The organism is Methylobacterium sp. TK26, assembly GCF_055361565.1.
This window is the reverse complement of sequence record NZ_CM143965.1, coordinates 4,125,606-4,148,071: the sequence shown is the minus strand read 5'-3', so window position 1 is coordinate 4,148,071 and position 22,466 is coordinate 4,125,606. Positions and strand designations below refer to the sequence as shown.

The window sequence follows — 22,466 nt, the reverse complement described above, 5'->3', positions numbered from 1 at the left end:
CCCGTTCGTGTCCCGGGCGGGAGACACCTTATCGCGGCGCGAAGCGCAAGGGCCTTCGCGCTACTCCGCCGCGACGCGGGGCGGCCGGTGCCCGTCGTTGGAGGCCGAGGGGTGGTCGTAGGCGGGGGCGTCGAGCGGATCGTCGCGCTCGCCCACGAAGCGGCCGAGCAGCCGGCCGATGAACCGCGAGAGATCGTCCATCAGCACGAAGATCGCCGGCACGAAGACCAGCGACAGGCCCGTCGAGACGATGAGCCCGCCGATCACCGCGATGGCCATGGGCGAGCGGAACTCGCCGCCGATGCCGAGCGCCATGGCGGAGGGAATCATGCCGGCGGCCATGGCGATGGTGGTCATCACGATGGGACGGGCGCGCTTGCGGCCGGCATCGACGATAGCCGTCGTCCGGTCGACGCCCTCGCGGATCTGCTCCACAGCGAAGTCCACGAGCATGATCGCGTTCTTCGTCACCACGCCCATCAGCATCAGGATGCCGATGACCACGGGCATGGAGATCGGCTTCTGCACGATCAGCAGCGCCAGGATCGCGCCGCCGATGGAGAGCGGCAGCGAGAACAGGATGGTGAGCGGCTGAAGGAAGTTGCCGAACAGCAGGATCAGCACGCCGAAGACCATCATCAGCCCGGCGCCCATGGCCAGGGCGAAGCCTTCGAACACCTCGCCCATCACCTCGGCGTCGCCGGTCTGCTTGATGGTGACGCCCGGCGGCAGGTCCTTCGCCGCCGGCAGCTTCAGCACCTGCGAGATCAGTTCGCCGAGCGCGTCCGACCCCTGCATGTCGCCCTCGATGGCGACGCGGATGGCGCGGTCGTAGCGGTCGATGGCGGTGGGGCCCTGGCCGAGGGAGATGTCGGCGACCGTCTCCAGCGGCACGGCCTGCCCGCCCTTCACCGGCACCTTCATGGCGCCGATCTCGGAGAGCTGGCCGCGCAGGGTCTCGGGGAGTTGCACCCGGATCGGGATCTGCCGGTCGGTGGCGTTGAACTTGGCGAGGTTGAGCCCGATGTCGCCGATGGTCCCGACCCGCACCGTCTCGGCGATGGTGTCGGTGGAGACGCCGAGATCGGCCGCCACCGCCGGCTTCGGGCGGATGCGGATCTCGGTGCGGTCCAGCGGCGCCGTCGACATCACGTTGACGAGGTGGGGCACCTGCGCCGCCTCGCGCTGCAGGCGGGCGGCGACATCGGCCACCACCGCCTTGTCCGGGCCGGCGACGATCAGCGCGAGATCGCGCTGGCCGCCCTCGCGCAGGGCCCAGAAGCGGATGTCCGGCTCCTCGCGCAGGATCGCGGCGACCTCGGCATCCACCTGCTTCTGCGTGCGGTGGCGGGTGTTCTTCGGGGTAAGGTTGATGGTGAGGCTCGCGAGCCGCACCTCCTTCTTGCCGGGCAATTGCCGGCCGCCATCCACGAAGACGCTCTTCACCTCCGGCAGCGTGCGGATCCGGTCCACCAGCCTGTCGCTGATGGCGACCGTGTCCGGCAGGCGGGCGCCCGGCGGCAATTCCACCACGAACAGGGTCCGCGCCTGATCCTCGGCCGGCAGGAAGCCCGCCGGCAGCAGGCCGGTCGACATGATGGAGGCGACGAAGCAGGCGAGCCCCAGCACCAGCGTGATGTACTTGTGGCGCACGGACCAGCGCACGAGGCGGGTATAGCCCCGCATCACCGGACCTTCGTGGCTGTGGTCCGGCCCGTGGTCGCGCAGGAAGTAGGCGGCGAGCAGCGGCGTGATGAGGCGGGCCACCAGCAGCGACATGAACACCGCCGCCGCGATGGTGAGGCCGAACTGCTTGAAGTACTGCCCGGCGATGCCGCCCATGAAGGAGACGGGGGCGAAGATCGCCATGATGGTCGCCGTGATGGCGATGACCGCGAGGCCGATCTCGTCGGCGGCTTCCAGCGAGGCGCGGTAGGGCGACTTCCCCATCCGCATGTGCCGGACGATGTTCTCGATCTCCACGATGGCATCGTCCACGAGGATGCCGGTGACGAGGGTGATGGCGAGCAGGCTGACCGCGTTGAGGGAGAAGCCCATCGCGCTCATGACCCAGAAGGTCGGGATCACCGAGAGCGGCAGCGCCACGGCGGCGATCACCGTCGCCCGCCAATCGCGCAGGAACAGGAGCACGACGATCACGGCGAGCGCCGCGCCCTCGATCAGCCCCATCATCGCGGAGTGATAATTGCCGATCGTGTTGGTGACGCTGGTGTCGATCAGGTCGAAGCGCACATCGGGGTTGGCCTCGTGCAGCGCCTCGATCTTCTTGGCGACGCCCATGGAAACATCGGCGTCGCTCGCCCCCGTGGCGCGGGAGATGGCGAAGGCCACCACCGGCTCGCCGTTGAACCGGGCGAAGGTGCGCGGCTCCTCGGCCGTGTCGGAGAGGGTCGCCAGCTCGTCGAGGCGCACCTTGCGGTTGCCGGGCACGACGATGGACGTGGCCGCCAGGGTGTCGAGGCTGGCCGAGGCCGCCAACGCGCGGATGGACTGTTCCTGCCCGCCGACCTCGGCGCGGCCGCCGGCCATGTCGGCGGAGGTGAGGCGCAATTGCCGGTTCACGTCGGCGGCGGTGATGCCGAGCGACAGCAGCCGGTCGGGCTTCAGGGTGACGCGGATCTCGCGGGCGACGCCGCCCAGGCGCTCCACGCCGCCGACGCCCTTCACGCTCTGGAGCCCGCGGGCGACGACGTCGTCCACGAACCACGACAGGTCCTCCGGCGTCATGGCGGGCGCCGAGGCGCCGTAGATCATGATCGGCAGGCCGGCGATCTCGACGCGGGAGATGATCGGCTCATCGATGGTGCGCGGCAGGTTGATGCGGATCTTGGAGATCGCATCCTTCACGTCGTTGACCGCGCGGTCCTGATTGATCTCCAGCCGGAACTCGATGGTCGTGGTGGAGATGCCCTCGGTGATGGTGGAGAGGACGTGCTTCACGCCCTTCACCCCGGCCACCGAATCCTCGACCCACTTCGTCACCTGGGTCTGCAACTCGGAGGGCGCGGCGCCGGCCTGGGTGATCGTCACCGAGACGATCGGGATGTCGATGTTCGGGAAGCGGGTGATCGGCAGCGAGCGGAAGCTCACCAGCCCCAGCACCATCAGCACCAGGAACAGCACGATGGAGGGCAGCGGCTTGCGGATCGCCCAGGCGGAGACGTTGAGGCGCATCGCTCGTCCTCAGCGCGCTTCGGCGACGGAAGGGGGCGGGGCGGCTTCCACCGCCCGCACCCGGTCGCCGTCGCGCAGGAAGCTGCCGGCGCGGGCCACGACCCGCTCGCCCGCCGCCACGCCGTCGCGAATCTCGGTGAAGCCCTGGGCCGAGAGGCCCGGCGTGACCTTGCGCGCCTCGACACGCCCGTCCTTCACGACGAGCAGGCTCGCCCGCCCGTCGGCGGCGTAGATCAGGCTCGACACCGGCACCGCGATGCCCTCGCGGCGGGCGACCTCGATGCTGCCCCGGCCGAAGGCGCCGATGCGCAGGGCCGGGTCGTCGGCGAGGCGGATGCGCACCTTGCCCAGGCGGGTCATGCGGTCCACCTCCGGGTAGACCCGGCGCACCGAGCCGGCGACGGCGCGCCCCGGATCGAGGGTGAGCCGGGCGGGATCGCCCACCTTCAGCCGGGCGAGCCAGGTCTCCGGCACCTCGCCCTCCAATTCGATCTCACCCCGGGCGATCAGGCGGAACAGCGGCTCGCCCACCGCCGTCGCCGTGGCGCCGACGCGGGCGGTGCGGCGGTTGACGATGCCGGCCTCGGGGGCGCGGAGATCGGTGCGGGCCCGGCGCAGGGCGATCTCGGCGCCCGCCGCCTTCGCCGTGGCGAGGTCGGCCTGGGCCGCCTGGAGCCCGCCCTTCGCGGCGGCGACCCGGCCGGTGGCGCCCTGCGCGGCGGAGGCGCGCTGTTCCAGCACCGCCGCCGTGGCGTTGCCGGTCTTGCTCAGGGTCTGGGCGCGTTCGAGGGAGAGCCGCGCCTCGGTCTCGGCCGCCTCGGCCTGGACGATCTGGCTCTGCGCCTGGACGATGGCCGCCTCGGCGCGGGCGATGGAGGCCACGTTGGAGGCTTCCTGCGTCGCGATCATCTCGTTCGACAGGCGGGCGAGGACTTGCCCCTTCGCGACCCGGTCCCCTTCCTCGACCAGCAATTCGGTGATGCGCAGCCCCTCGACCTCGGGGGCGACGAGGATTTCGTCGCGCGGGACCAGCGTGCCGGTGACGACTGCGTTCTCCACGATCTCGCGCCGCTCGGCGTGCACCACGGTCACGGCCGGGGCGATGGCGGCGGGCTCGGGCACGGAGGCGGGCTCGACGGCGCGGGCCGGCGAGGCCAGCAGCACGAGGGCAAGGACGGACGCGGCGTGCGCGGAACGGATCGTCACAGGGAAAGCTCGCTGGCGCCGGTACGGAGACATGGCAGGTTATCCGCCGGGCACCCGGCGTTTTGATGGCGGGTCGTCTTGCCCCGATCATCACGGCCACGCTGCAACCAGCGCTGACAGACCGCGTTGTCGCGCTGAGAGCCTGGCCACTTAAGGGACCGTTCCATGAGCATCTTTCAGATCAGGCAGAAGAACAACGGCGCCGTACTCTGGACGGGCTCGGCCCCGGACGAGCAATCCGCCCTCGACGCCATGGCGCGCGAAGCCGGCTACCGCGATTATTCCGCCCTGCCCGATACCCTCCGCAGCGAAGGCGTGCAGGCCGACAAGCTCGACCTGATCTCGTAAGTCCCCAGACTATCGCAACCCGCCTTCCCCGGCCAATTCGTCGAGGAAGGCGGCGCAGCGCGTGAGCCCCTCGGGGTCGTACAGGCCCGAGATGATCGCCGGATCGAGGGCCAGCGCCTCGCGTAACAGACCGGGCCACGCCTCGGCCGCCGGCCACGCAGGCCGGACCAGCGAGGCCCCGAGCCGGTGCAACGCCTCGGCCTTCTCCGTCTGCTCGCCATAGGCGCGCGGTTCCGGCAGGCACAGGAACCGCTTGCCATAGGCGGCGGCCAGGGCCACGAGCCCGTCGCCCCCTCCCCCGACCAGAACAGCCGCCTTCGCGACGAAGGCCCCGACATCGGCGACCCAGCCGTGCAGGTGCAGGTTCGCGGGCGTCTCCCCCTGCCCCGATACCGGGCCGAGGACGTGCCATGTCCGCTCCGGCACGGCGCGGGCCGCCGCCGCGAGGGCGCCGAAGTCGCCGCCCTCCCCGCCCTTGCCGAACACCACCACGACGTCCTGCCCGTCTCGGGCAAGCGCAGGCCGCGCGCCGCCGAGGAAGCCCGCGTAGAAGGTCTTCGCCCTGACCCAATCCGGCGTGCCCGGCGATTCGAGGGAGGCGGGGAACGGGGCGAGCACCCGGCTCGCGCTGCGGAAGGCCTCGCGATGGGGCCGGTCGGTGCGCTCGCCCGCGAGGCGCACCACCACCGTGGGCACGGAGAGCAGGCGGGCGAACAAGGCCACCTCCACCGAGACGTCCACGACGATCAACGCCGGGTCCGTCCGCTCCACCCAGGCGGCGATGCGGGCCATGCGGCCGCGCAGTCCGGGATGGCGCAGGGGCGCGTAGTGGAACGCCTCCGGCCGCTCGGCCTCGCCGTCCTGGCCGTCGAAGCCCGCGCCGTCGCCGAGGGGGCGGTCGTCGGGGAGGTCGAGCACGTCGAGGCCGGTCGTGTCGGCCCCCGCCAGGGTGCCGATGATCGTGCAGGGCCGCTGCAGATACGTGGCGACGGCACGGGCGCGCTGCAGATGGCCCGCGCCCTGATGGTGGACGTACCAGCCGATGCCGCGGGTCACGCGGCCTTCCTGGCGCGGCCGCGCCGCTCGATCCGCGCGGCGATGTCCGCGAGGTCCTTCAGCGCGATGTCGATGTCGCAGACGGGGGCCGGGGCCGAGCGCGTCCCGATGAGACGGTCGGCGCGCTCCACGAAGGCGATGGCGTTGGGGCAACCGGTCGCGAGCACCGCCGCGAGGTCGCCCGAGCCGAGGCCGAGGGCGGCGCAGGCTGGCTCGCGCTCCTCCTCGGGCAGGTCGTACGCGCGGCGCAGGGCGGCCCGGCGCAGCACCAGCTGCTCCCAGAAGCCGGCCTCGGGAAGGAGATAGGCTTCCCCGGAGACGGCCCGCGCCCGGCGCTCCATCTCCGTGGCCATGCCCCCCGCGACCCGCCCGTCGCGGCGGGCCGAGACGAGGACGTGGACCTCGGGGCAATGGCGCAGCCTCGCGCCGCCGTCGCGCATCAGGCCGACGAGGGCGTTGTCCTCGCCGCAGGGCAGCGGCGGCAGGCCACCCACCGCGCGGTAGAGCGAGACCGGGAAGCCGAGGCTCGCACCCGTATGGTCGCCATGGCGGGGGGCCGGATCGTGCGGCGCCGGATCGAGCAATTCCTCAAGGCGGCGCACGCCGGCCCAGTAGCGCTCCACCCGCGCGTTGAGATCGGTGACGCCCGGCGCGAGGTCCTCGTCGCCGTCGATCACGAGGCGGCCGCCGACGATCTCGGCCTTCTCCAGGGCGCGGAGGTTGGCCGAGACCCAGGTCGCGGGAAGGCGCGCATCGGCGTCCGTGGTCAGGAGGATTCCGTCCTCCGCGCCGAGTTCGGCGAGCCAGTCCGCCCCGGCGTCGAGCGCCATGCGCCGTGCCGTGCCGACATGGGCGTCCGCCCCTTCGAGGGTGGCCTCGACGATGCGCAGGTCCAGCCCCTCGAACCGCCCGGCCCCCTGGCCCTCGCGCAGCACCTCCACCATGCCGTCAGTGCAGTTGTTGGCCAGCACCACCACCCGGATCGGGCCTCCGGCGTCCTGGCCGACGAGGCTGTCGAGCAGGAGGGGCAAGCGCGCGGCCTCGTTCCGGGCCGGGACGCAGACGACGCAGGGACGCACCATGAAAGACCTCTGGGATACCTTTTAACCGCGACCGCCCGCCACCCGGCGCAGGCTCGGCCGGGCCCGCTCCGAGGCGTTGGCGATGACGTCCTCATAGATTTCGAAATAGCGCTCGAACATGGCCTCGGCGTCGTACAGCGCCTCGGCGCGGTCGCGGCAGGCGCGACGGGAGAGGCCCACGGCCCCGCGGATCGCTTCGGCGAGGCTCAGCGCGTCGTCCGGTTCGGCGAGGCGGCCGCAGGTCTCGTCCAGGATGTCGGGCAGGGCGCCCCGGCGGAAGGCGGCGACGGGCGTGCCGCAGGCCAGCGCCTCGGCGACGACGAGGCCGAACGGCTCCTCCCAGCGCGGCGAGACGATCGCCACCCGCGCCCGGCCGAGATGGCGGGCGAGGTCCCGGTGGGCGAGATGGCCGAGATGGGTGAGGTCCGGCCCGAGGCGCGGCGCGATCTCCTGATCCCAGTAGATCGGGTTCATCTTCGGCCCGGCGAAGACCAGCGGCAGACCGGCCGCGCGGGCGGCGTCGATGGCGAGGTGAAGGCCCTTTTCCGGCACGATCCGGCCCGACCAGAAGGCGTAGGGCGGGTCGTCCGGCGTGGCGCCGTAGGCGAAGGTCGAGAGGTCGACGCCGTTGCCCACCACCTGCGCGTGCGGAACGATCTCCGACCATTCCTGTGCCAGGGACGGCGAGACGGCGAGGAAAGCCATGTCCGGGTCCGCCGCGACGACGCCCTGGGTCAGGCTCTCGAAGGGCGGGGTGTGCAGCACCGTGACCCACGGCAGGGCGAGGCGGGCGCTCTCCTGCAGCGGCAGGGCGTGCAGGGCGTTGTTGTGCACGAGATCGAAGCCGCCGGCCGCCACCATGTCCATCATCCGGCGGTAGGCCTCGGCCTCGGCGCGGTCGATCTCCTCCTCGCGCTCCGGGTTGGCGACGGCGCAGCCGGTCGGCTCGCACAGCATCACCGGTTCCAGCGCAGGATCGGAGCCCTTGCTGGCGAAGAGAACGACCTCATGTCCCCGTCGACGCAGCGCGGCGGTCAGGAGATGGGTATGCATCTCCAATCCGCCGGCATGGGGCTGACCGATCGGATACTTGAGATGGGCAAGGACAGCGATCTTCACGCGTGCACCGATACGGTTGTGGACGGATGAGAACGGACCTGCCGGTCGCTGGAGACGAGGGGTAGGCCTGAGGCGGGCTCGGCGGTTATCACGCACATGTTCTTATGGCCACGCTTGCCGCGTTCCGGGACCCGAAGGCCCTTTCGCACGGCAAGCATGCCGGAATGTCCTAGCCGCTCCGTTCTGAACGGAGGATGATCATACCGGTAAAGCTGGTGTTCAGTTCTGGGCGTGCGCTCAGCCGAAGGCCCCGACCTCGTGCTGGATCATCCCCGAGATTTCCCGCACTTGTCCGAACATCCGCCGGATCGGCTGGAACAGCGTGGCGTGCTCCGCCTCGTAAGTACCAGTATCGCGCGGGCCCGCGGGCTCGCCGAAATTGAGGCCGAGCGTCGGGTCGGGCTCGTTCGGGAAGATCCCGTCGAGCATCGCCAGGCACCCGTCGATGTCGAGGCGCAGGAAGCGCTCCAGCATCTGCTCGCGGGAGATGCCCGCCTGCGGCCGGAAGCCGGGGATGTGCACCGCCAGGAACCAGATCCGGTGGATCAGGGCGAGCCGCAGGGCGTGGAGCAGCGTCAGCCGCGCCGACATGCCGTTGAGGTCGGGGGCGGCGGCGCGCAGGGCCAGCCAATCGCGGGTGAGCCGACCGAACAGGCGGCGCAGGTCGGGGGCGAGGTCGAGCCGTTCCAGCGCGCCCGCGATCACCACCAGTTCGTCCCGGCGGAAATCCTTCTGCGTGCGCCGGGCGCGCTCCAGCCATACGGCCGGATCGAGGGTGTCGATATAGGCCCGCAGCACGTCGAGGTCGCCGACCGAGGCCGCGACCTGCACGAGGCGGAAGGCGCGGGAGAAGCGTAGCGAATCCCGCCGCATCTCCCGGAACAGGTCCGGCCCCCGCCCGGCGGCCCGGCCGAGCCCGTGCAGGGAGTTCGCCAGGAAGCCGAGCTGGTGCAGGATTGCGTTGTTGGGGATCGCCCGCATCTGGCGAGGATGGGTGATCCGCGCCGGGCCGCCCGCGTCGGTCTGGCGGGCCACGGGGCGCGAACCGGTGCGGTCGAGGAGGCTCGGGCCGAAGGTGCCAAGCAGCGCCGCGTAGCCCGGCTCGTCCACCAGCGCTTCCATGTCCTGGCGGACGACGGTGAAGAATTCCAGGGCGAAGTCGGGCTCGGAATAGATCGGGTCGTCGGCCGGCGCGCCGCCCGCCTTGGCCTCCGTGAGGGCGTAGCCGGCGAAGGCGTCCTCTTCCGCCACGTCGAGGGCGTAGACGTGCTCGGCGATGCGGGCGAGGGTCGCCTGGGCGAGGTCCTTCGTGCCGAAGAGCAGGTAGCCGTCCGTGCCCTGGAAGCTCGATTCCAGGCGCACCTTCAGCCCCGCCTTGCGGGCGCGGTCGCGGGCATCCTCGGGGGCGAGGTAGGCGAGGCGGTCGCGCAGGGAGGTCGGGTGCGCGCCCCGGCCGATCGATTCGCCGTGGGTGTCGAAGATCGCGAGTTCGACGTCGGCGAGGCCGTTCTGCACCAGCATCTCGGTGATGCGCAGGCGCAGGCGCTCGATCCAGAAGGTCGCCGCCAGCTGCCCGACATAGCGGCCGGAATCGGAATAGCCGAACTGCACGGTGAGCCGGCCGATGCGCTTGAGGTAGGCCCGCCAATGCGGGTTGCGCAGGGCGTCGTCCAGCACCCGGATACCCTGCTCCAGCGCGCTCGCCGTCTCGAACAGCGGCGTGATCTCGAGCTTGTCGGCGATGCCGTAATGCCGGGCGAGCCACAGGGCGGCGAGCAGGGTGTAGCCGGTCTCCGTCTCGGCGATGAGGAAGCGGACGGGGTGGGTGCCGTCCACGTGCTTGAGGATCTGCGCGATCGTCATCATCAGCCGCGCGGCCGAGGCGCGCTCGGCCGCGAGCGCCCCGAAATCCACCGCGACCGGCGTCACGTCGTTGAGGAGCGTGTGGATCGTGGCGAGGTGCGAGCGGCGCTGAGCGGCGTCGGTGGGCTCGCCTTCGAGTTCGATCACCCGGCGGACGGCGTTGTGGATCTGCGAAGCGTTCAGCCGGAAATGCGGCAGGGCGTTCGACAGGCCGTGGGTCTCGACGCCCGCCCGCAGCACGGCGATGGTCCGGCGGTCGGCCTCCTCGCCCGCCCCGGCCAGCGCCGCGTCGAGAGCGGCGATGAGGGGCGCGGCATCGGTCTGCGCCCGCTCGCGCTCGATGATGAGCGCCAGGGCGAAGCGGTGCACCGCTTCCAGCGACGGCTTGTCCCCGAGCCTCGGGGCGACGGCAAGCTGCCGGTTCACGGCGCTCAGCGCCCCTTCCGCTAAGCCCCGCGCCTCGCGGGCGGCGGGGATGTCGGGCAGTTCCCGCATCACCCGGTCGAACTGCATGCGCTTTGAGATCAGCCGGTAGCGCACCGTGTCCCACCAGCCGATATCGGTGCGCCCGTCCGTGTCGCAGCCGACCCAGCTCGCCACGGCGAAGGGGCGCGGGCGGAGCTCGGCCCAGCGATCCGGCCAGCGGGCGCGGGCGGCGTCGATCAGGGCGCCGTTGAAGGCGTCCAGCGCAAGGCGCGCGTTGTTGGCGGCGGCGCAGGCCTGCTCGAATTCGAGATCGAGGGTGACGGGCGAATCGGGCCGGGTCGACAGGGCGGCGGCCCTGCCGATGGGCGCGGCGCGCTCGGCGGCATCGCGCAGGCCCGCCGCCTGGGCGAGGAGTTCGGCCACGGCGCGGGGCATGCCGAAGGTCGGGTGCGCGGTGAACACCACCGCGAAGGCCGTGCGGTGGATGAGGGCGGCGAAATCCTCGAAGGCGCCGGTCCTGTCCGGGACCGCCGCCACCAGGGCCGAGGCCACGGAGGTGTCCGCCTTGCCGTTCAGCCCGACATAGTCGCGCAGGCGCTGCGCCCGCGCCTCCAGGGATTCGGCGCGCAGCCGCTCGAACAGGCCGTCGAGATCGCCCTCCGCGATCTCGCCCCGGTCGAAGGAGCGGGTGATCGCCAGCGTCACGGCCAGGACGGGGTTGCGGAACGGATCCTCGCTCGCCTGCTCCCGCGCCGAGTCGATGAGCCCGAGGAGATGCGCCTCCAGCTCCTCGGGACCACGGCCGATCTGCTGCTGCATGATGTGTCCTCGCTGGGCGTCCGTCCTCGCGGGGCGAGCGACGCAAGGAGCGTTCCGGCTGCGTCTTCGGGTGACGCGCCGCGCGCTTGGCGTTATCACTGGCGCCCTCATGGAGCGACTGCTGATCTTCCTCGCCGTCCTGGTTCTCATTCTGGTGGGGGCGATCGTGGCTGCCCTGGCGGCCCGGGGCCGCCGCCCGCCGCTGCACATGGACAGTGAATTCCACCACGACGACACGGACCTGCTGATCGGCCCGGTGGGCCGGCGCCGGGAGAGTCCGATCGACCGCTCCGCCGAAATCATCGATGTCAGCCCGCAGGCCGAGCCCGCCGACGCGCGCCCCCACGGAGGCGAGCGGTGATGCCCCGGACCCTCGCTGCCTTGGCCCCGGTCTTGGCCCCAGTCCTGGCCCCGGCCTTGGCCCCGATCTTGGCCCTCGCCCTCGCGGTCTCGGCCGTCCCCGCGCGGGCCATGGAGGCCTGCGGCGCGCAGGCGGCGCGCTACGAGAACGGCAAGGGCTTCGCGTTCGTGGTGATCCGCGCGGGCGAGGCGCGGGTCGTGAACCCCCTGCGCCCGCTGACGCCGGAGGTGACGCAGGTGCTCGAAGGGGTAATCGGCGCCAAGCGGGCCACGGCCTACGGGCCGGACTTCACCAGCCTGCGCCGGGGCGGCACGCCGTCCGTGGTGCAGGCGATGCTCGGCGCGCCGATCACCTGGGAGCCGAAGCTGCCGGTGCTGCCCGACACGCTGAACATCGTCTCCGAGGAGGGGACGCCGCTGGCGGAACTGAGCTTCACGCTCTGCATGGCGCCGCCCGCCATCGCGCCCGAGGCGGCGCCGCAGGCGAAGAAGGGGGCGCCCCGCAAGGGCGGCGCGAAGGCGGCCGAGGGCGGGGCGAAGACCGACGGGACGAAGGCGGCGGCCAAGCCCGCGAAGACGCCCCAGGGGTTCAGCATCCCCCAGGGCGCGGTGGCGGAGTGAGCGGGCGGAGGCGCCCGATCACTTCTGCTTGGCGATGACCTTGTCCTTGATCCCGTCATAGACGCCCTGCGGGATGATCTTCTTCTGCACCAGCTCGTCCTTCCCCTTGTAGGGCCGCCCCTTGATGATCGCGGCGGAACGGGCGGTGCCGATGCCCGGTAGCTTGTCGAGCTCCTCGGCGCTGGCGCTGTTCAGGTCGAGAAGGGGCGCCTTGGCGGCGTTCGGGGCGCCGGCCACGGGGGCGCTCGGCGCCATCGGCCTGGTCGGGGCGGTGGGCGTGGCGGGCGAAGGGGCCTGAGCCAGGGCGGGCGCGGCCATCAGGGCCGCGAGCACCGCGAGGGCGCGAAGGGCGGACGACGTCTTGGAGGAAGCCATGGGGTTTCTCCTGGCAGTAACGGCCCGCTCTGCGGCACCGCAGCCACGCTTTGGGCCAACTGATTTGAACCCGCGCTTAACGGAAATCGGTCCACAGCCCATCGTCAAATGACCCTGGCACACGAAATAATGACCGGGTTGGATACTTCCCGTTCCTGAAGAGGCGGCCCCCGTTTCCGGGACTCTTCAAGCGCACGGGTCGGGCGTTCCATGCAACGGGGAAGCGTGAGATGGTTTTCGTCACCGATGCTGCGGGCCTCGTCACGCATCTCGGGCGCCATTGGACCAAGCTCACCGGCCAGACCCTCGCCGAGGCGCGCAACCTCGGCTGGTCGCGGGTCGTCCACCCGGACGACCGCGACATCGTCCGCGATCTCGTGCTGGACGCGATCCGCACCCGGAGCGCCTTCACCGTGCGCTTCCGCCTGCGGGCGGGCACGGGCGAATATGTGTGGATGGTGTCCGGCGCGGTCCCGTCCTTCGGGCCGCCCGGCCGGACCTTCCTCGGCTTCCTCGGCTCGCTGATGCCCCTGGACGAGCCCCCCGACGACATCGTGAGGGCCGCCGGCACCCTGAAGCCGCCCGAACCGCCCTGGCAGGACGGATCGCCCCTCGAACGGGCGGCGGATTACCTGCTCGCCGCCCACAGCCTGATCGCGCGGGCGGGGCGGCTGGAGACGCTGGAGGCGGTCGAGATCGCCCTGCGCCGGCTGGGCGAGGACCTGGCCGAGGAAACCATCAACGACGCCTCCGGGCAGGCGGAGTTTCACTGACGCGTCTTGCGCGCGGAGCGCTCTAGCCAGAACAGGGCGTCGTCGCTATAAGCGCCCCCTCATCCGTATCCTGCGGTGTGCATGGCGACTCCCCTCCGACGGGACTCGCCCGCGCACCGTATTGTCCGCCGGCATATTCGAAGGATCCTTGCCATGGCCGTTCCGAAGCGAAAGACTTCCCCCTCCCGCCGCGGCATGCGCCGCTCGGCCGACGCCCTGAAGGCGCCGACCTATGTCGAGGACAAGGATTCCGGCGAGCTGCGCCGTCCGCACCACATCGACCTGAAGACCGGCATGTATCGCGGCCGTCAGGTGCTGAAGGTGAAGTCGGCCGAGGCCTGAGACGGCGTCTCGACGCTTCAAGGCGGATGTGATTCCGGAAGAATGGGCGCGGCCTCCAAGGCCAGCGCCCTTTTTCGTGCCCGCTCGCCTCAGGCGAGGAGGCGGGCCATCTCGGCGTAGCGATTCGCCGCGTGCTGCGTGCGCACGCTGCGCGAGGGCTGAAGGGTCGGGTCCGCCCCGACGAGAAGCTGCGCGACGAAGCCGGCTTCCGAGCGCCCGTCCCGCAGGGAGGCGGCGGAGCGCGTGCCGCCCGACCGCCCGCCCTCGATGAGCGTCAGGGCCCGCGAGGGCGCAGCCTGCTCCTCGGCCACGGCGGCGACCGGACGGATCGCTTCGATCCGTCCCGTTCTGGCACTTCCGACCGGCCCGATTCGTTCCATCGCAGCACCTCTGCCCGCCCTGATGGCTGCAGAAGCAAGCGTGGGGCCGCCGCTAACGTTTCGTCAACCTTTTCGGTTTACGCCGCCCGCCCCCTATTTCCGGGCGATCTGCTCCAGGCGCGCCTGCATCTCCAGCATCTGGCGCTTGAGATCGTCGAGATCGCTGCCCTGCGCCGGAGCCGGGGGGTTGGCCGGCGGCGCAACCGAGGTGCCGGGAGGGGCGAAGCCCGTGAACATCTTCATGGCATCGCCGAGGAAGTTCATGTTGGTCCGCACCTGCTGCTCGATGGCATGCTGGAAGGCGGAGGGGCCGAAGCTCTGCGAGAACTTCTCGCGCAGGCCGTCCTGGTCGCGGGCGAAGTTCGCCATCGAGAATTCGAGGAAGCTCGGCACCATGGACCGCATGCTGTCGCCGTAGAAGCGGATCAGCTGGCGCAGGAACGCCACCGGCAGCAGGTTCTCGGCGCCCGCCTTGTTCTCTTGCTCGAAGATGATCTGCGTGAGCACCGAGCGGGTGATGTCGTCGCCCGTGCGGGCGTCGTAGACCACAAAATCCTCGCCGTTCTGGACCATCGTCGCGAGGTCCTCCAGCGTCACGTAGGTCGACGTGCCGGTATGGTAGAGCCGCCGGTTGGCGTATTTCTTGATGACGGTCTGAGGCGTCTTCACAGTATCCGCCATCGTAGAACGGCCTTTCTGAACTCGAACAACCTGGGCATACCGGCATGGGCCGCCGGTTCACATCGCAGTCGCGATCTCGCGCCCGCACACAAGCATAAGACCTTCCACGAGCGCAGAAAACAGCAAAGTGCCGCCGTCCCGTGCAGAATATTGCATTTGCATTGCGCCGCGGAGGCCGGTGCGCCGCCGCGAGGCGCCGGACGGGCGTGAACAATCCCACGCCGTGGCCCCCTCCCCCCGTTAGGCTTCTTGACTTCGCTGGTCCCGCGCACTTCATCGCTTGAACGGCATCAGGAAAGGCGCGCGCCCATGAACGCGACGCGCCGGCCGCGAGAGGAGAACGTCATGGCAGGCAGCGAAGAGATCGTCATCGTCGGGGCGGCGCGCACCCCAGTCGGCTCGTTCGGCGGCGCGTTCGGCGCCGTGCCGGCCCACGAGCTCGGCGCGACGGCGATCAAGGCCGCGCTGGAACGGGCGCAGGTTTCCCCCGACGACGTGGACGAGGTGATCTTCGGCCAGGTGCTCACGGCGGGCGCCGGCCAGAACCCGGCCCGTCAGGCGGCGATCAAGGCCGGCATCCCCGAGAAGGCGACCGCCTGGGGCCTCAATCAGGTCTGCGGCTCGGGCCTGCGCACCGTCGCGGTGGGCATGCAGCAGATCCAGAACGGCGACGCCTCGGTGATCGTGGCCGGCGGGCAGGAGTCGATGTCGCTCTCCCCCCACTGCCAGTACCTGCGCGCCGGACAGAAGATGGGCGACATCAAGCTCATCGACACGATGATCAAGGACGGCCTGTGGGACGCCTTCAACGGCTACCACATGGGCACCACCGCCGAGAACGTCGCCCAGGCGTTCCAGCTGACCCGCGAGCAGCAGGACGAGTTCGCGACCCGTTCGCAGAACAAGGCCGAGGCCGCCCGCAAGGAAGGCCGGTTCAAGGAGGAGATCGTCCCCGTCACCGTGCCGGGCCGCAAGGGCGACACCATCGTCGACACGGACGAGTACATCCGCGACGGCGCCACCGTCGAGACCATGGCCAAGCTGAAGCCCGCCTTCTCGAAGGACGGCACCGTCACCGCCGCCAACGCGTCGGGCCTCAATGACGGCGCGGCGGCCATCGTGCTGATGTCGGCCTCCGAGGCGCAGCGGCGCGGCCTCACCCCGCTCGCCAAGATCAAGTCCTGGGCGACGGCGGGCGTCGATCCGAAGATCATGGGCACCGGGCCGATCCCGGCCTCGCGCAAGGCCCTCGACAAGGCGGGCTGGAAGCCCTCCGACCTCGACCTGATCGAGGCGAACGAGGCCTTCGCCGCCCAGGCGCTGGCCGTGAACAAGGACATGGGCTGGGACGACGCGAAGGTGAACGTGAATGGCGGCGCCATCGCCATCGGGCACCCGATCGGTGCCTCGGGCGCCCGCGTCCTCGTGACCCTGCTCCACGAGATGAAGCGCCGCGACGCCAAGAAGGGCCTTGCGACACTCTGCATCGGCGGCGGCATGGGCGTGGCGATGTGCATCGAGCGCTCCTGATCGATTTGTAACGAAGCCCCCTCGACAGCGTTCGAGGGGGCTACAAAAGTTGTCTTGAAGATCGGTGCGAAAAAAATGACGTGCGGACGTCATCCGTACGCAGCACAGATCGTGCGGCTTTAGGAGGAAACACAATGGCTCAAGGACGCGTCGCCCTCGTCACTGGCGGCACCCGCGGCATCGGCGCGGCGATTTCGAAGCGCCTGAAAGACAAGGGCTACAAGGTCGCCGCCAATTACGGCGGCAATGACGAGGCTGCCCAGAAGTTCAAGGACGAGACCGGTATTCCGGTGTTCAAGTTCGATGTCGGCGACATGGCGAACTGCGAGGCCGGCATCAAGGCGATCGAGGCCGAGGTCGGGCCGATCGACGTGCTGGTCAACAACGCCGGCATCACCCGCGACGGCGCCTTCCACAAGATGACCTTCGAGAAGTGGCAGCAGGTCATCCGGACCAACCTCGACTCGATGTTCACCTGCACCCGTCCGCTCATCGACGGCATGCGCAGCCGGGGCTTCGGGCGCATCATCATCATCTCGTCGATCAACGGCCAGAAGGGTCAGGCCGGGCAGACCAACTATTCGGCGGCCAAGGCGGGCGTGGTCGGCTTCGCCAAGGCGCTGGCGCAGGAAAGCGCCTCGAAGGGCATCACGGTGAACGTCGTGGCGCCGGGCTACATCGCCACCGAGATGGTGATGGCGGTGCCGGAGGACATCCGGAACAAGATCATCTCCTCGATCCCGACCGGACGCCTCGGCGAGGCCGACGAGATCGCCCATGCTGTCGAATACCTCGCCAGCGACGAAGCGGGCTTCGTCACGGGCTCGACGCTGACCATCAACGGCGGCCAGCACTTCGTCTGAGGATCCAGAGGGCGGGGGCGACAGGCTCCCGCCTTCCTGTTGTCAGAGCGCGCGAAGCGAAGCGCAACGGCATGTCCCGTGCTTGCATGTGGCATCCCACGGGCTCAGGCTAGCCCGGTCGGGCCAGCCGACGGGTCTCGGCCCCTCCCACCACGCTTCGCACGAGTGTCGACGTTGAGAGACTTCTCCCGCCCCGGCCGTTCTCCCGTCCATGCGGCCAACGCCGCCGTGGCGACGTCCCATCCGCTCTCGACGCTGGCGGCCATCGAGGTGCTGCGCGCGGGCGGGAATGCCGTCGATGCGGGCATCGCGGCGGTGGCGGTGCAATGCGTGGTCGATCCGCTGATGACCGGCATCGGCGGCGATTGCTTCGCCCTCTACGCCCCGGCGGGCGCCTCCGTGCCGGTCTCCATCGACGGGTCGGGCCGCGCCCCGGCCGCCGCGACGCCGGACTGGTACGCCGAGCACAGGACGGGCATCGCCCCGGATTCCCCCCACGCCGTCACCATCCCCGGCGCCGTCGCGGCCTGGGACACGATGGTGCGCGAGCACGGCACCAAGTCCCTCGGCGCGTTGCTGCAGCCGGCCATCGGCTACGCGGAGAACGGCTTCGTCGTGCAGCCGCGCGTCGGCTGGGACTGGGCGCGCTGCGTGCCCCGCGTGGCCGGCGATGCCGACGCCGCCACCGTCTACCTTCGCGAGGGGCAGGCTCCCCTGATCGGCAGCGTGGTGCGCCTGCCGCGCCTTGCCGCCACCCTCCGGCGGATCGCGGAACACGGGCCGAAGGGCTTCTATGAGGGCCCGGTCGCGCAGGACATGGTGGCCAAGCTCACCCGTCTCGGCGGGCTGCACACGCTGGAGGATTTCGCCCGCGCCCGCGCCGACACGGTGACGCCCGTCGCGACCCGCTATCGCGGCTACGACGTCTACGAATGCCCGCCCGCCGGCCAGGGCCTCGCCGCGCTGATGATGTTCAACGTGCTGGCGCCCTACGATGTCGGCGCCCTGTCGGATCTCGACCGGACCCACCTCTTCGCAGAGGCGTGCAAGCAGGCCTACCACCACCGCGACGCGTTGTTCGGCGATTCCGACCTCGCGAAGGTGCCGATCTCGCACCTCCTGTCGGATGCGTGGCACGCGGCGGCGCGGGGCGACATCGATATGGCCCGTGCCCGCGAGCCCGCGCTCTACCCGGAGGCCGCCGAGACCGTCGCCCACAAGGACACGGTCTATCTCTGCGTGGTCGACCGCGACGGCAACGCGCTCTCGCTGATCAACTCGATCTTCCAGGGCTTCGGCTCCGGCATCCTGGCGCCGGAGAGCGGCGTGCTGCTGCACAATCGCGGCCTGTCGTTCCGCACCGATCCCGGCCACCCGAACAGCATCGGCCCCGGCAAGCGGCCGATGCACACGATCATCCCCGGCATGGTGATGAAGGATGGCCGGGCCGTCGCGCCCTTCGGCGTGATGGGCGGGCATTACCAGGCCATGGGCCATGTCGAGTTGCTGAGCGGCATCCTCGACCGGGGGCTCGACGTGCAGGAAGCCCTCGACGCCCCGCGAAGCTTCGCCTATGGCGGCGGCCTCGAACTGGAGAACGCCATCCCCGATGCGGTGATGGCGGGGCTCTCCGAGCGCGGCCATCCGGTGCTGCGGGCGCCGCTGCCGCTCGGCGGCGGGCAGATCATCTGGATCGACCGGCAGGCCGGCACGCTGTCGGCCGGCTCCGATCCGCGCAAGGATGGCAGCGCGCTGGGTTACTGACACGGGATATCGGATGAACGCCTATTCCTCCCTCGAAGCCCGGTTCGCGCGGCTCTCGGCCGTCGAGGGCGCCGCCGGCATCCTCGGCTGGGACGCGCAGACCCTGATGCCGGAGGGTGCCGCCGAGACGCGGGGCGAACAGCTCGCGGCGCTGCGGGGCCTCGCCCACGAGATCCTCACGGCGCCCGAGACCGCCGACACCCTGGCGGAGGCCGAGCGCGCGGGCGGGCTCGACGGCTGGCCCGCCGCCAACCTCACCGAGATGCGCCGCGCCTATATCCACGCGGCGGCGGTGCCCCGCGACCTCGTGGAGGCGGAATCGCGGGCGCGGTCCCGCTCGGAGATGGTCTGGCGGGAGGCCCGCCGGGACGCGGATTTCGCCCGCCTCGCCCCCTATCTCGCGGAGTTGCTGCGGCTGGAGCGGGAGATCGGGCAGGCCAAGGGGGCCGTGCTCGGGCTCGACCCCTACGACGCCTTGCTCGACGGCTACGATCCCGGCATGCGCCGCGCGGTGATCGACCCGCTCTTCGCGGACCTCACCGCGTGGCTGCCGGGCCTGATCGCGCAGGCGCGGGCGCGGCAGGCGGCGGCGGGCGCGCCCCTGCCCCTCGACGGCCCCTTCCCCATCGAGACCCAACGGCAACTCGGCCTGACGCTGATGCGGGCGCTCGGCTTCGATGAGGGGCGCGGGCGGCTCGACATCAGCCTCCACCCGTTCTGCGGCGGTGCCACGGACGACGTGCGCATCACCACCCGCTACGACGAGGGCGACTTCTCCCGCGCGCTGCTGGGCGTGCTGCACGAGACCGGCCACGCCCTCTACGAGCAGGGCCGCCCAGCCGCGTGGCGCCACCAGCCCGTGGGATCGGCGCGGGGCATGAGCCTGCACGAGAGCCAATCTCTGATCGTGGAGATGCAGGCCTGCCGCAGCCGCGAGTTCCTGACCTACCTCGCCCCGCTGCTGCGCGAGGCGTTCGGCCGCTCAGGCCCCGCCTGGGAGCCGGAGAACCTGTTCCGCCTCTACACCCGCGTCGAGCCGGGCTTCATCCGCGTGGACGCCGACGAGGCGACCTACCCGGCCCATATCCTGCTGCGCTACCGGCTGGAGACGGCGATGATCGCGGGCGACCTCGCGGTGGCCGACCTGCCGGGCGCCTTCAACGACGGGATTCGCGAGTTGCTGGGGCTGACCGTGCCGAACGACCGGCTCGGATGCCTTCAGGACATCCACTGGCCGAGCGGGGCCTTCGGCTACTTCCCGACCTACACCCTCGGGGCGCTGACGGCGGCGCAGCTGTTCCGCGCGGCCAAGGACGCGGCGCCGGCCCTGCCGGGCTGCCTCGCGGAGGGCGATTTCGGCCCGCTGCGGGGGTGGCTGCGGACCCATATCCACGAGCGCGGCAGCCTTCTTTCGACCGACGCTCTCCTGAGCGACGCGACCGGCTCACCCCTCGGGACGGCGGCGTTCCGGTCGCATCTGGAGGCGCGCTACCTCGGAGACGCAGAGTAGCATCCATACAGACCCACCTCATCCCGAGGTGCGGCGAAAGCCGCCTCGAAGGAGGGCTCCAGGTATCGTGCGACCTCTGGAGAGCCCCTTCGAGACCCGCTGACACGGGCACCTCAGGATGAGGGAGCGGATGGGATCGAACGGACGAAAATAAACCTCGTGCGAGGGAGATTGGCTCAGTCGCAGCTCTCCTTGTGGACGGTCTTGCGGTCGCCCAGCTCGTTGGTCTTCGTCACGGTCTTCGAGGAGCAGCCGTCGCTGCTCTCGCGGGTCTCGACGGTCTTGCGCTCGGTGGACGGGCGGTCGACCACGACGGTGTCGGGGCGATCGCGCTCGATGACCGTGGTCTGAGCGGCGGCGAAGTGCGGCGTCAGGCCGGCGAGAAGAAGGGCGGCGGCGGGGACGAACAGACGCATGCTGGGCTCCTTGCAATCACAGGTGCCCAGCAACGGTGAACGCCCAAATACGGTTCCGCTTATTTGCCGGCCTGAACATCACGCAAGAATTGAATCAGTAGTCCGGCGCCCTCCTCCGGCGCGCCGGCATTGTCGATGGTGAGATCGGGCTCGACTCTCGCCTGCCGGGCGAGGCGGGCGGCGAGGTCGCCGTCCTGCGCCCGCGCCCGCGCCGCGAGGCGTTGGGCCAGCACCTCCGGCGGGGCGGTGATCTTCACCACCCGCGTGCCGGGGTAGCGGAACCGGGCCTCCGCCACGATCCGGCGGGAGACGTTGCTCACCACCACGCGCCCGCTGCGGGCGAGCCGGCCGCAGCGGGCCGGCAGGGCATAGCCGAGGCCATGCGCCCGCCAGGACAGGGCGAAGCGCCCCTCCGCCTCGGCGCGGGCGAAGGCCTCGTCATCGATGGGCGCGTTGTCCTCGTCGGCCGAGGGCGGACGCGTGACGAGGCGCTGCGGGAAGACGATGCCGGGCTCAGCGACCAGCGCATCCCGCGCCATGCGGATCAGCGTGTCCTTGCCCGCTCCGCTCGGGCCGACGACGAGGATGAAGCCCATCACACCACCCGGAGGCCGGCGCGCCACACCTCGCGCATCACCGGGATGCCGGCGGCGAGGCGCACGCGGGCGAGGTCGGCGCGCAAGCCCGGCCGCAATGCGCCCCGGTCCGTGAGGCCCGTGGCGCGGGCGGGGTTGGCCGTCACCGTGGCGATGGCCTCGGGCAGGCCGATGCCCGGCACCCGCTCGGGGATCATGAACGCGGCCATGGCGAGGCTCGCGGGCACGTAGTCCGAGGAGAGGATGTCGAGGAAGCCGGCCTCGGCGAGGTCCTGCGCCGCGACGTTGCCGGAATGCGAGCCCCCGCGCAGGAGGTTCGGCGCCCCCATCATCACGGTGATGCCGCGCCCGTGGGCGGCCTCGGCCGCCTCGCGGGTGGTGGGGAATTCGGCGAGCGCCACGCCCTCGCCTGAGGCGAGATCGACATCGCCGAGGGTGGTGTCGTCATGGCTCGCGAGCGGTATGCCCTTCGCCTGGGCGAGCGCCACCAGGGCCGGGCGGTTCACGGCGTTGAGTGCCGTGCCCTTCTCGATCTTCCAGGCGGTCGCCTTGCGGATCTCGTCGAGGGAGCGGCCGCCGCGCGCGGCATAGGTCTCGTACTTGCCGATGTCTCGGAACTGCCGCTGGCCGGGCGTGTGGTCCATCAGCGAGATCAGGTCGATCGCGTAGCGGGCGGCGAAGGATTCGACGGTGGCGATCACGTCGTCCGATGGCAATTCGCAGCGCAGATGCGTGCGGTGCTCGGCCCGGAGCAGGTCGTCCTTGCGGGCCGTGTCGATGGCGTCCGCGAGGGCGTCGAGTTCGGAGCCGAGCCCGCTGCCGTCGGGGTCGCTGCCCGCGCGCAGGGAATCGAACACGGTGGTGATGCCCGACGCCGCGATCTGCGAATCGTAGGCGAGGACGGCGCCGAGGGGATGCCAGCGCACCTTCGGCCGGGGGGCGTAATGGCTCTCCAGATGGTCGGTGTGCAGCTCGATCAGGCCGGGGATCAGGTGGTCGCCGCCGAGGTCGAGGCCGCGCTCCGGCGCCCGCCCCTCGCCGATCTCGGCGATGCGCCCGTCCGACACCGCGAGCCAGCCGTGCTGCACCCTGTCGGGCAGCACGAGGGTGGCGTTCTCGATCACGAAATCCTTCATCGAAG

At 70.9% G+C, this 22,466-nt stretch carries 21 protein-coding genes; 9 read left to right on the top strand and 12 right to left on the bottom strand.

Features of this window, described 5'->3' with window-relative positions:
• Nucleotides 1-60: 60 nt before the first annotated feature.
• Complete coding sequence (locus tag ACXJ1Y_RS20200; protein WP_463847875.1) at nucleotides 61-3,195, bottom strand: efflux RND transporter permease subunit; 3,135 nt, start codon at nucleotides 3,193-3,195, stop codon at nucleotides 61-63.
• Nucleotides 3,196-3,204: 9 nt separating this feature from the next.
• Nucleotides 3,205-4,434 carry an efflux RND transporter periplasmic adaptor subunit gene (locus ACXJ1Y_RS20195; RefSeq protein ID WP_463847874.1) on the bottom strand — a complete coding sequence of 410 codons (1,230 nt, stop codon included), beginning with the start codon at nucleotides 4,432-4,434 and terminating at the stop codon, nucleotides 3,205-3,207.
• 132 nt (nucleotides 4,435-4,566) lie between these two features.
• Between ACXJ1Y_RS20195 and ACXJ1Y_RS20190 the strand changes: the two genes are divergently transcribed.
• Complete coding sequence (locus ACXJ1Y_RS20190) at nucleotides 4,567-4,749, top strand: hypothetical protein (protein ID WP_243958686.1); 183 nt, start codon at nucleotides 4,567-4,569, stop codon at nucleotides 4,747-4,749.
• Between the two features lie 9 nt (nucleotides 4,750-4,758).
• On the opposite strand, the gene ACXJ1Y_RS20185 is transcribed toward ACXJ1Y_RS20190, so the two are convergent.
• From ACXJ1Y_RS20185 to ACXJ1Y_RS20170, 4 genes are all read right to left on the bottom strand, one after another.
• Nucleotides 4,759-5,805 carry a glycosyltransferase gene (locus ACXJ1Y_RS20185; protein WP_463847873.1) on the bottom strand — a complete coding sequence of 349 codons (1,047 nt, stop codon included), beginning with the start codon at nucleotides 5,803-5,805 and terminating at the stop codon, nucleotides 4,759-4,761.
• Nucleotides 5,802-6,887 (bottom strand): glycosyltransferase family 2 protein, encoded by a 1,086-nt coding sequence (locus tag ACXJ1Y_RS20180; protein ID WP_463847872.1) that lies wholly within the window; start codon nucleotides 6,885-6,887, stop codon nucleotides 5,802-5,804. Before ACXJ1Y_RS20180 ends, ACXJ1Y_RS20185 begins: the two co-directional genes overlap by 4 nt.
• 21 nt (nucleotides 6,888-6,908) lie before the next feature.
• On the bottom strand, nucleotides 6,909-8,006 hold the full coding sequence (locus ACXJ1Y_RS20175; RefSeq protein WP_463847871.1) for a glycosyltransferase family 4 protein: 1,098 nt from the start codon (nucleotides 8,004-8,006) through the stop codon (nucleotides 6,909-6,911).
• A 237-nt stretch (nucleotides 8,007-8,243) separates the two neighbouring features.
• Nucleotides 8,244-11,114, bottom strand: a complete 2,871-nt coding sequence (locus ACXJ1Y_RS20170) for a phosphoenolpyruvate carboxylase (RefSeq protein WP_463847870.1) — start codon at nucleotides 11,112-11,114, stop codon at nucleotides 8,244-8,246.
• A gap of 109 nt (nucleotides 11,115-11,223) precedes the next feature.
• Between ACXJ1Y_RS20170 and ACXJ1Y_RS20165 the strand changes: the two genes are divergently transcribed.
• Both ACXJ1Y_RS20165 and ACXJ1Y_RS20160 read left to right on the top strand, forming a co-directional pair.
• Nucleotides 11,224-11,475 carry a hypothetical protein gene (locus tag ACXJ1Y_RS20165; RefSeq protein ID WP_463847869.1) on the top strand — a complete coding sequence of 84 codons (252 nt, stop codon included), beginning with the start codon at nucleotides 11,224-11,226 and terminating at the stop codon, nucleotides 11,473-11,475.
• Complete coding sequence (locus ACXJ1Y_RS20160; RefSeq protein ID WP_463847868.1) at nucleotides 11,475-12,095, top strand: hypothetical protein; 621 nt, start codon at nucleotides 11,475-11,477, stop codon at nucleotides 12,093-12,095. The genes ACXJ1Y_RS20165 and ACXJ1Y_RS20160 overlap by 1 nt, the downstream gene beginning before the upstream one ends.
• An 18-nt stretch (nucleotides 12,096-12,113) precedes the next feature.
• On the opposite strand, the gene ACXJ1Y_RS20155 is transcribed toward ACXJ1Y_RS20160, so the two are convergent.
• Nucleotides 12,114-12,470 (bottom strand): ComEA family DNA-binding protein, encoded by a 357-nt coding sequence (locus ACXJ1Y_RS20155; protein WP_463847867.1) that lies wholly within the window; start codon nucleotides 12,468-12,470, stop codon nucleotides 12,114-12,116.
• A gap of 230 nt (nucleotides 12,471-12,700) precedes the next feature.
• On the opposite strand from ACXJ1Y_RS20155, the gene ACXJ1Y_RS20150 reads away from it, so the two are divergent.
• A complete protein-coding gene (locus ACXJ1Y_RS20150) occupies nucleotides 12,701-13,243 on the top strand; it encodes a PAS domain-containing protein (protein ID WP_463847866.1) in 543 nt (180 codons plus the stop codon).
• 153 nt (nucleotides 13,244-13,396) lie between these two features.
• Nucleotides 13,397-13,585, top strand: a complete 189-nt coding sequence (gene rpmF, locus ACXJ1Y_RS20145) for a 50S ribosomal protein L32 (RefSeq protein WP_003601373.1) — start codon at nucleotides 13,397-13,399, stop codon at nucleotides 13,583-13,585.
• An 89-nt stretch (nucleotides 13,586-13,674) separates the two neighbouring features.
• Here rpmF and ACXJ1Y_RS20140 read toward each other — a convergent pair whose 3' ends face one another.
• Nucleotides 13,675-13,965, bottom strand: a complete 291-nt coding sequence (locus ACXJ1Y_RS20140; protein ID WP_463847865.1) for a hypothetical protein — start codon at nucleotides 13,963-13,965, stop codon at nucleotides 13,675-13,677.
• 93 nt (nucleotides 13,966-14,058) lie between these two features.
• The gene (gene phaR, locus ACXJ1Y_RS20135) at nucleotides 14,059-14,646 is read right to left on the bottom strand and encodes a polyhydroxyalkanoate synthesis repressor PhaR (RefSeq protein ID WP_463847864.1); all 588 of its coding nucleotides are present in this window, start codon (nucleotides 14,644-14,646) and stop codon (nucleotides 14,059-14,061) included.
• A gap of 345 nt (nucleotides 14,647-14,991) precedes the next feature.
• Here phaR and ACXJ1Y_RS20130 point away from each other — a divergent pair, with 345 nt between their 5' ends.
• The 4 genes from ACXJ1Y_RS20130 (at nucleotide 14,992) to ACXJ1Y_RS20115 (ending at nucleotide 20,313) form a co-directional block, all read left to right on the top strand.
• A complete protein-coding gene (locus ACXJ1Y_RS20130; protein WP_463847863.1) occupies nucleotides 14,992-16,176 on the top strand; it encodes an acetyl-CoA C-acetyltransferase in 1,185 nt (394 codons plus the stop codon).
• A 134-nt stretch (nucleotides 16,177-16,310) separates the two neighbouring features.
• Entirely contained in the window at nucleotides 16,311-17,039 is a 729-nt protein-coding gene (phbB, locus tag ACXJ1Y_RS20125; protein WP_463847862.1) for an acetoacetyl-CoA reductase, read from the top strand.
• Between the two features lie 174 nt (nucleotides 17,040-17,213).
• Nucleotides 17,214-18,803 (top strand): gamma-glutamyltransferase, encoded by a 1,590-nt coding sequence (gene ggt / locus ACXJ1Y_RS20120; RefSeq protein WP_463847861.1) that lies wholly within the window; start codon nucleotides 17,214-17,216, stop codon nucleotides 18,801-18,803.
• Nucleotides 18,804-18,816: 13 nt separating this feature from the next.
• Complete coding sequence (locus tag ACXJ1Y_RS20115; RefSeq protein ID WP_463847860.1) at nucleotides 18,817-20,313, top strand: carboxypeptidase M32; 1,497 nt, start codon at nucleotides 18,817-18,819, stop codon at nucleotides 20,311-20,313.
• 176 nt (nucleotides 20,314-20,489) lie between these two features.
• Here ACXJ1Y_RS20115 and ACXJ1Y_RS20110 read toward each other — a convergent pair whose 3' ends face one another.
• The 3 genes from ACXJ1Y_RS20110 to ACXJ1Y_RS20100 are packed head-to-tail and all read right to left on the bottom strand — an operon-like array spanning nucleotide 20,490 to nucleotide 22,461.
• Nucleotides 20,490-20,729, bottom strand: coding sequence for a hypothetical protein (locus tag ACXJ1Y_RS20110; protein WP_463847859.1), 240 nt, complete (start codon nucleotides 20,727-20,729; stop codon nucleotides 20,490-20,492).
• 59 nt (nucleotides 20,730-20,788) lie between these two features.
• Nucleotides 20,789-21,325 (bottom strand): phosphonate metabolism protein/1,5-bisphosphokinase (PRPP-forming) PhnN, encoded by a 537-nt coding sequence (gene phnN / locus ACXJ1Y_RS20105; protein ID WP_463847858.1) that lies wholly within the window; start codon nucleotides 21,323-21,325, stop codon nucleotides 20,789-20,791.
• Nucleotides 21,325-22,461, bottom strand: a complete 1,137-nt coding sequence (locus ACXJ1Y_RS20100) for an alpha-D-ribose 1-methylphosphonate 5-triphosphate diphosphatase (RefSeq protein ID WP_463847857.1) — start codon at nucleotides 22,459-22,461, stop codon at nucleotides 21,325-21,327. Before ACXJ1Y_RS20100 ends, phnN begins: the two co-directional genes overlap by 1 nt.
• Nucleotides 22,462-22,466 lie beyond the last annotated feature (5 nt).

What these genes read in the sequence shown, in the direction of transcription:
- ACXJ1Y_RS20200 (WP_463847875.1), bottom strand. Translation starts at nt 3,195, where the DNA reads ATGCGCCTCAACGTCTCCGCCTGGGCGATCCGCAAGCCGCTGCCCTCC.
- ACXJ1Y_RS20195 (WP_463847874.1), bottom strand. Translation starts at nt 4,434, where the DNA reads ATGTCTCCGTACCGGCGCCAGCGAGCTTTCCCTGTGACGATCCGTTCC.
- ACXJ1Y_RS20190 (WP_243958686.1), top strand. Translation starts at nt 4,567, where the DNA reads ATGAGCATCTTTCAGATCAGGCAGAAGAACAACGGCGCCGTACTCTGG.
- ACXJ1Y_RS20180 (WP_463847872.1), bottom strand. Translation starts at nt 6,887, where the DNA reads ATGGTGCGTCCCTGCGTCGTCTGCGTCCCGGCCCGGAACGAGGCCGCG.
- ACXJ1Y_RS20170 (WP_463847870.1), bottom strand. Translation starts at nt 11,114, where the DNA reads ATGCAGCAGCAGATCGGCCGTGGTCCCGAGGAGCTGGAGGCGCATCTC.
- ACXJ1Y_RS20165 (WP_463847869.1), top strand. Translation starts at nt 11,224, where the DNA reads ATGGAGCGACTGCTGATCTTCCTCGCCGTCCTGGTTCTCATTCTGGTG.
- ACXJ1Y_RS20160 (WP_463847868.1), top strand. Translation starts at nt 11,475, where the DNA reads ATGCCCCGGACCCTCGCTGCCTTGGCCCCGGTCTTGGCCCCAGTCCTG.
- ACXJ1Y_RS20155 (WP_463847867.1), bottom strand. Translation starts at nt 12,470, where the DNA reads ATGGCTTCCTCCAAGACGTCGTCCGCCCTTCGCGCCCTCGCGGTGCTC.
- ACXJ1Y_RS20150 (WP_463847866.1), top strand. Translation starts at nt 12,701, where the DNA reads ATGGTTTTCGTCACCGATGCTGCGGGCCTCGTCACGCATCTCGGGCGC.
- rpmF (WP_003601373.1), top strand. Translation starts at nt 13,397, where the DNA reads ATGGCCGTTCCGAAGCGAAAGACTTCCCCCTCCCGCCGCGGCATGCGC.
- ACXJ1Y_RS20140 (WP_463847865.1), bottom strand. Translation starts at nt 13,965, where the DNA reads ATGGAACGAATCGGGCCGGTCGGAAGTGCCAGAACGGGACGGATCGAA.
- phaR (WP_463847864.1), bottom strand. Translation starts at nt 14,646, where the DNA reads ATGGCGGATACTGTGAAGACGCCTCAGACCGTCATCAAGAAATACGCC.
- ACXJ1Y_RS20130 (WP_463847863.1), top strand. Translation starts at nt 14,992, where the DNA reads ATGGCAGGCAGCGAAGAGATCGTCATCGTCGGGGCGGCGCGCACCCCA.
- phbB (WP_463847862.1), top strand. Translation starts at nt 16,311, where the DNA reads ATGGCTCAAGGACGCGTCGCCCTCGTCACTGGCGGCACCCGCGGCATC.
- ACXJ1Y_RS20115 (WP_463847860.1), top strand. Translation starts at nt 18,817, where the DNA reads ATGAACGCCTATTCCTCCCTCGAAGCCCGGTTCGCGCGGCTCTCGGCC.
- ACXJ1Y_RS20110 (WP_463847859.1), bottom strand. Translation starts at nt 20,729, where the DNA reads ATGCGTCTGTTCGTCCCCGCCGCCGCCCTTCTTCTCGCCGGCCTGACG.
- phnN (WP_463847858.1), bottom strand. Translation starts at nt 21,325, where the DNA reads ATGGGCTTCATCCTCGTCGTCGGCCCGAGCGGAGCGGGCAAGGACACG.
- ACXJ1Y_RS20100 (WP_463847857.1), bottom strand. Translation starts at nt 22,461, where the DNA reads ATGAAGGATTTCGTGATCGAGAACGCCACCCTCGTGCTGCCCGACAGG.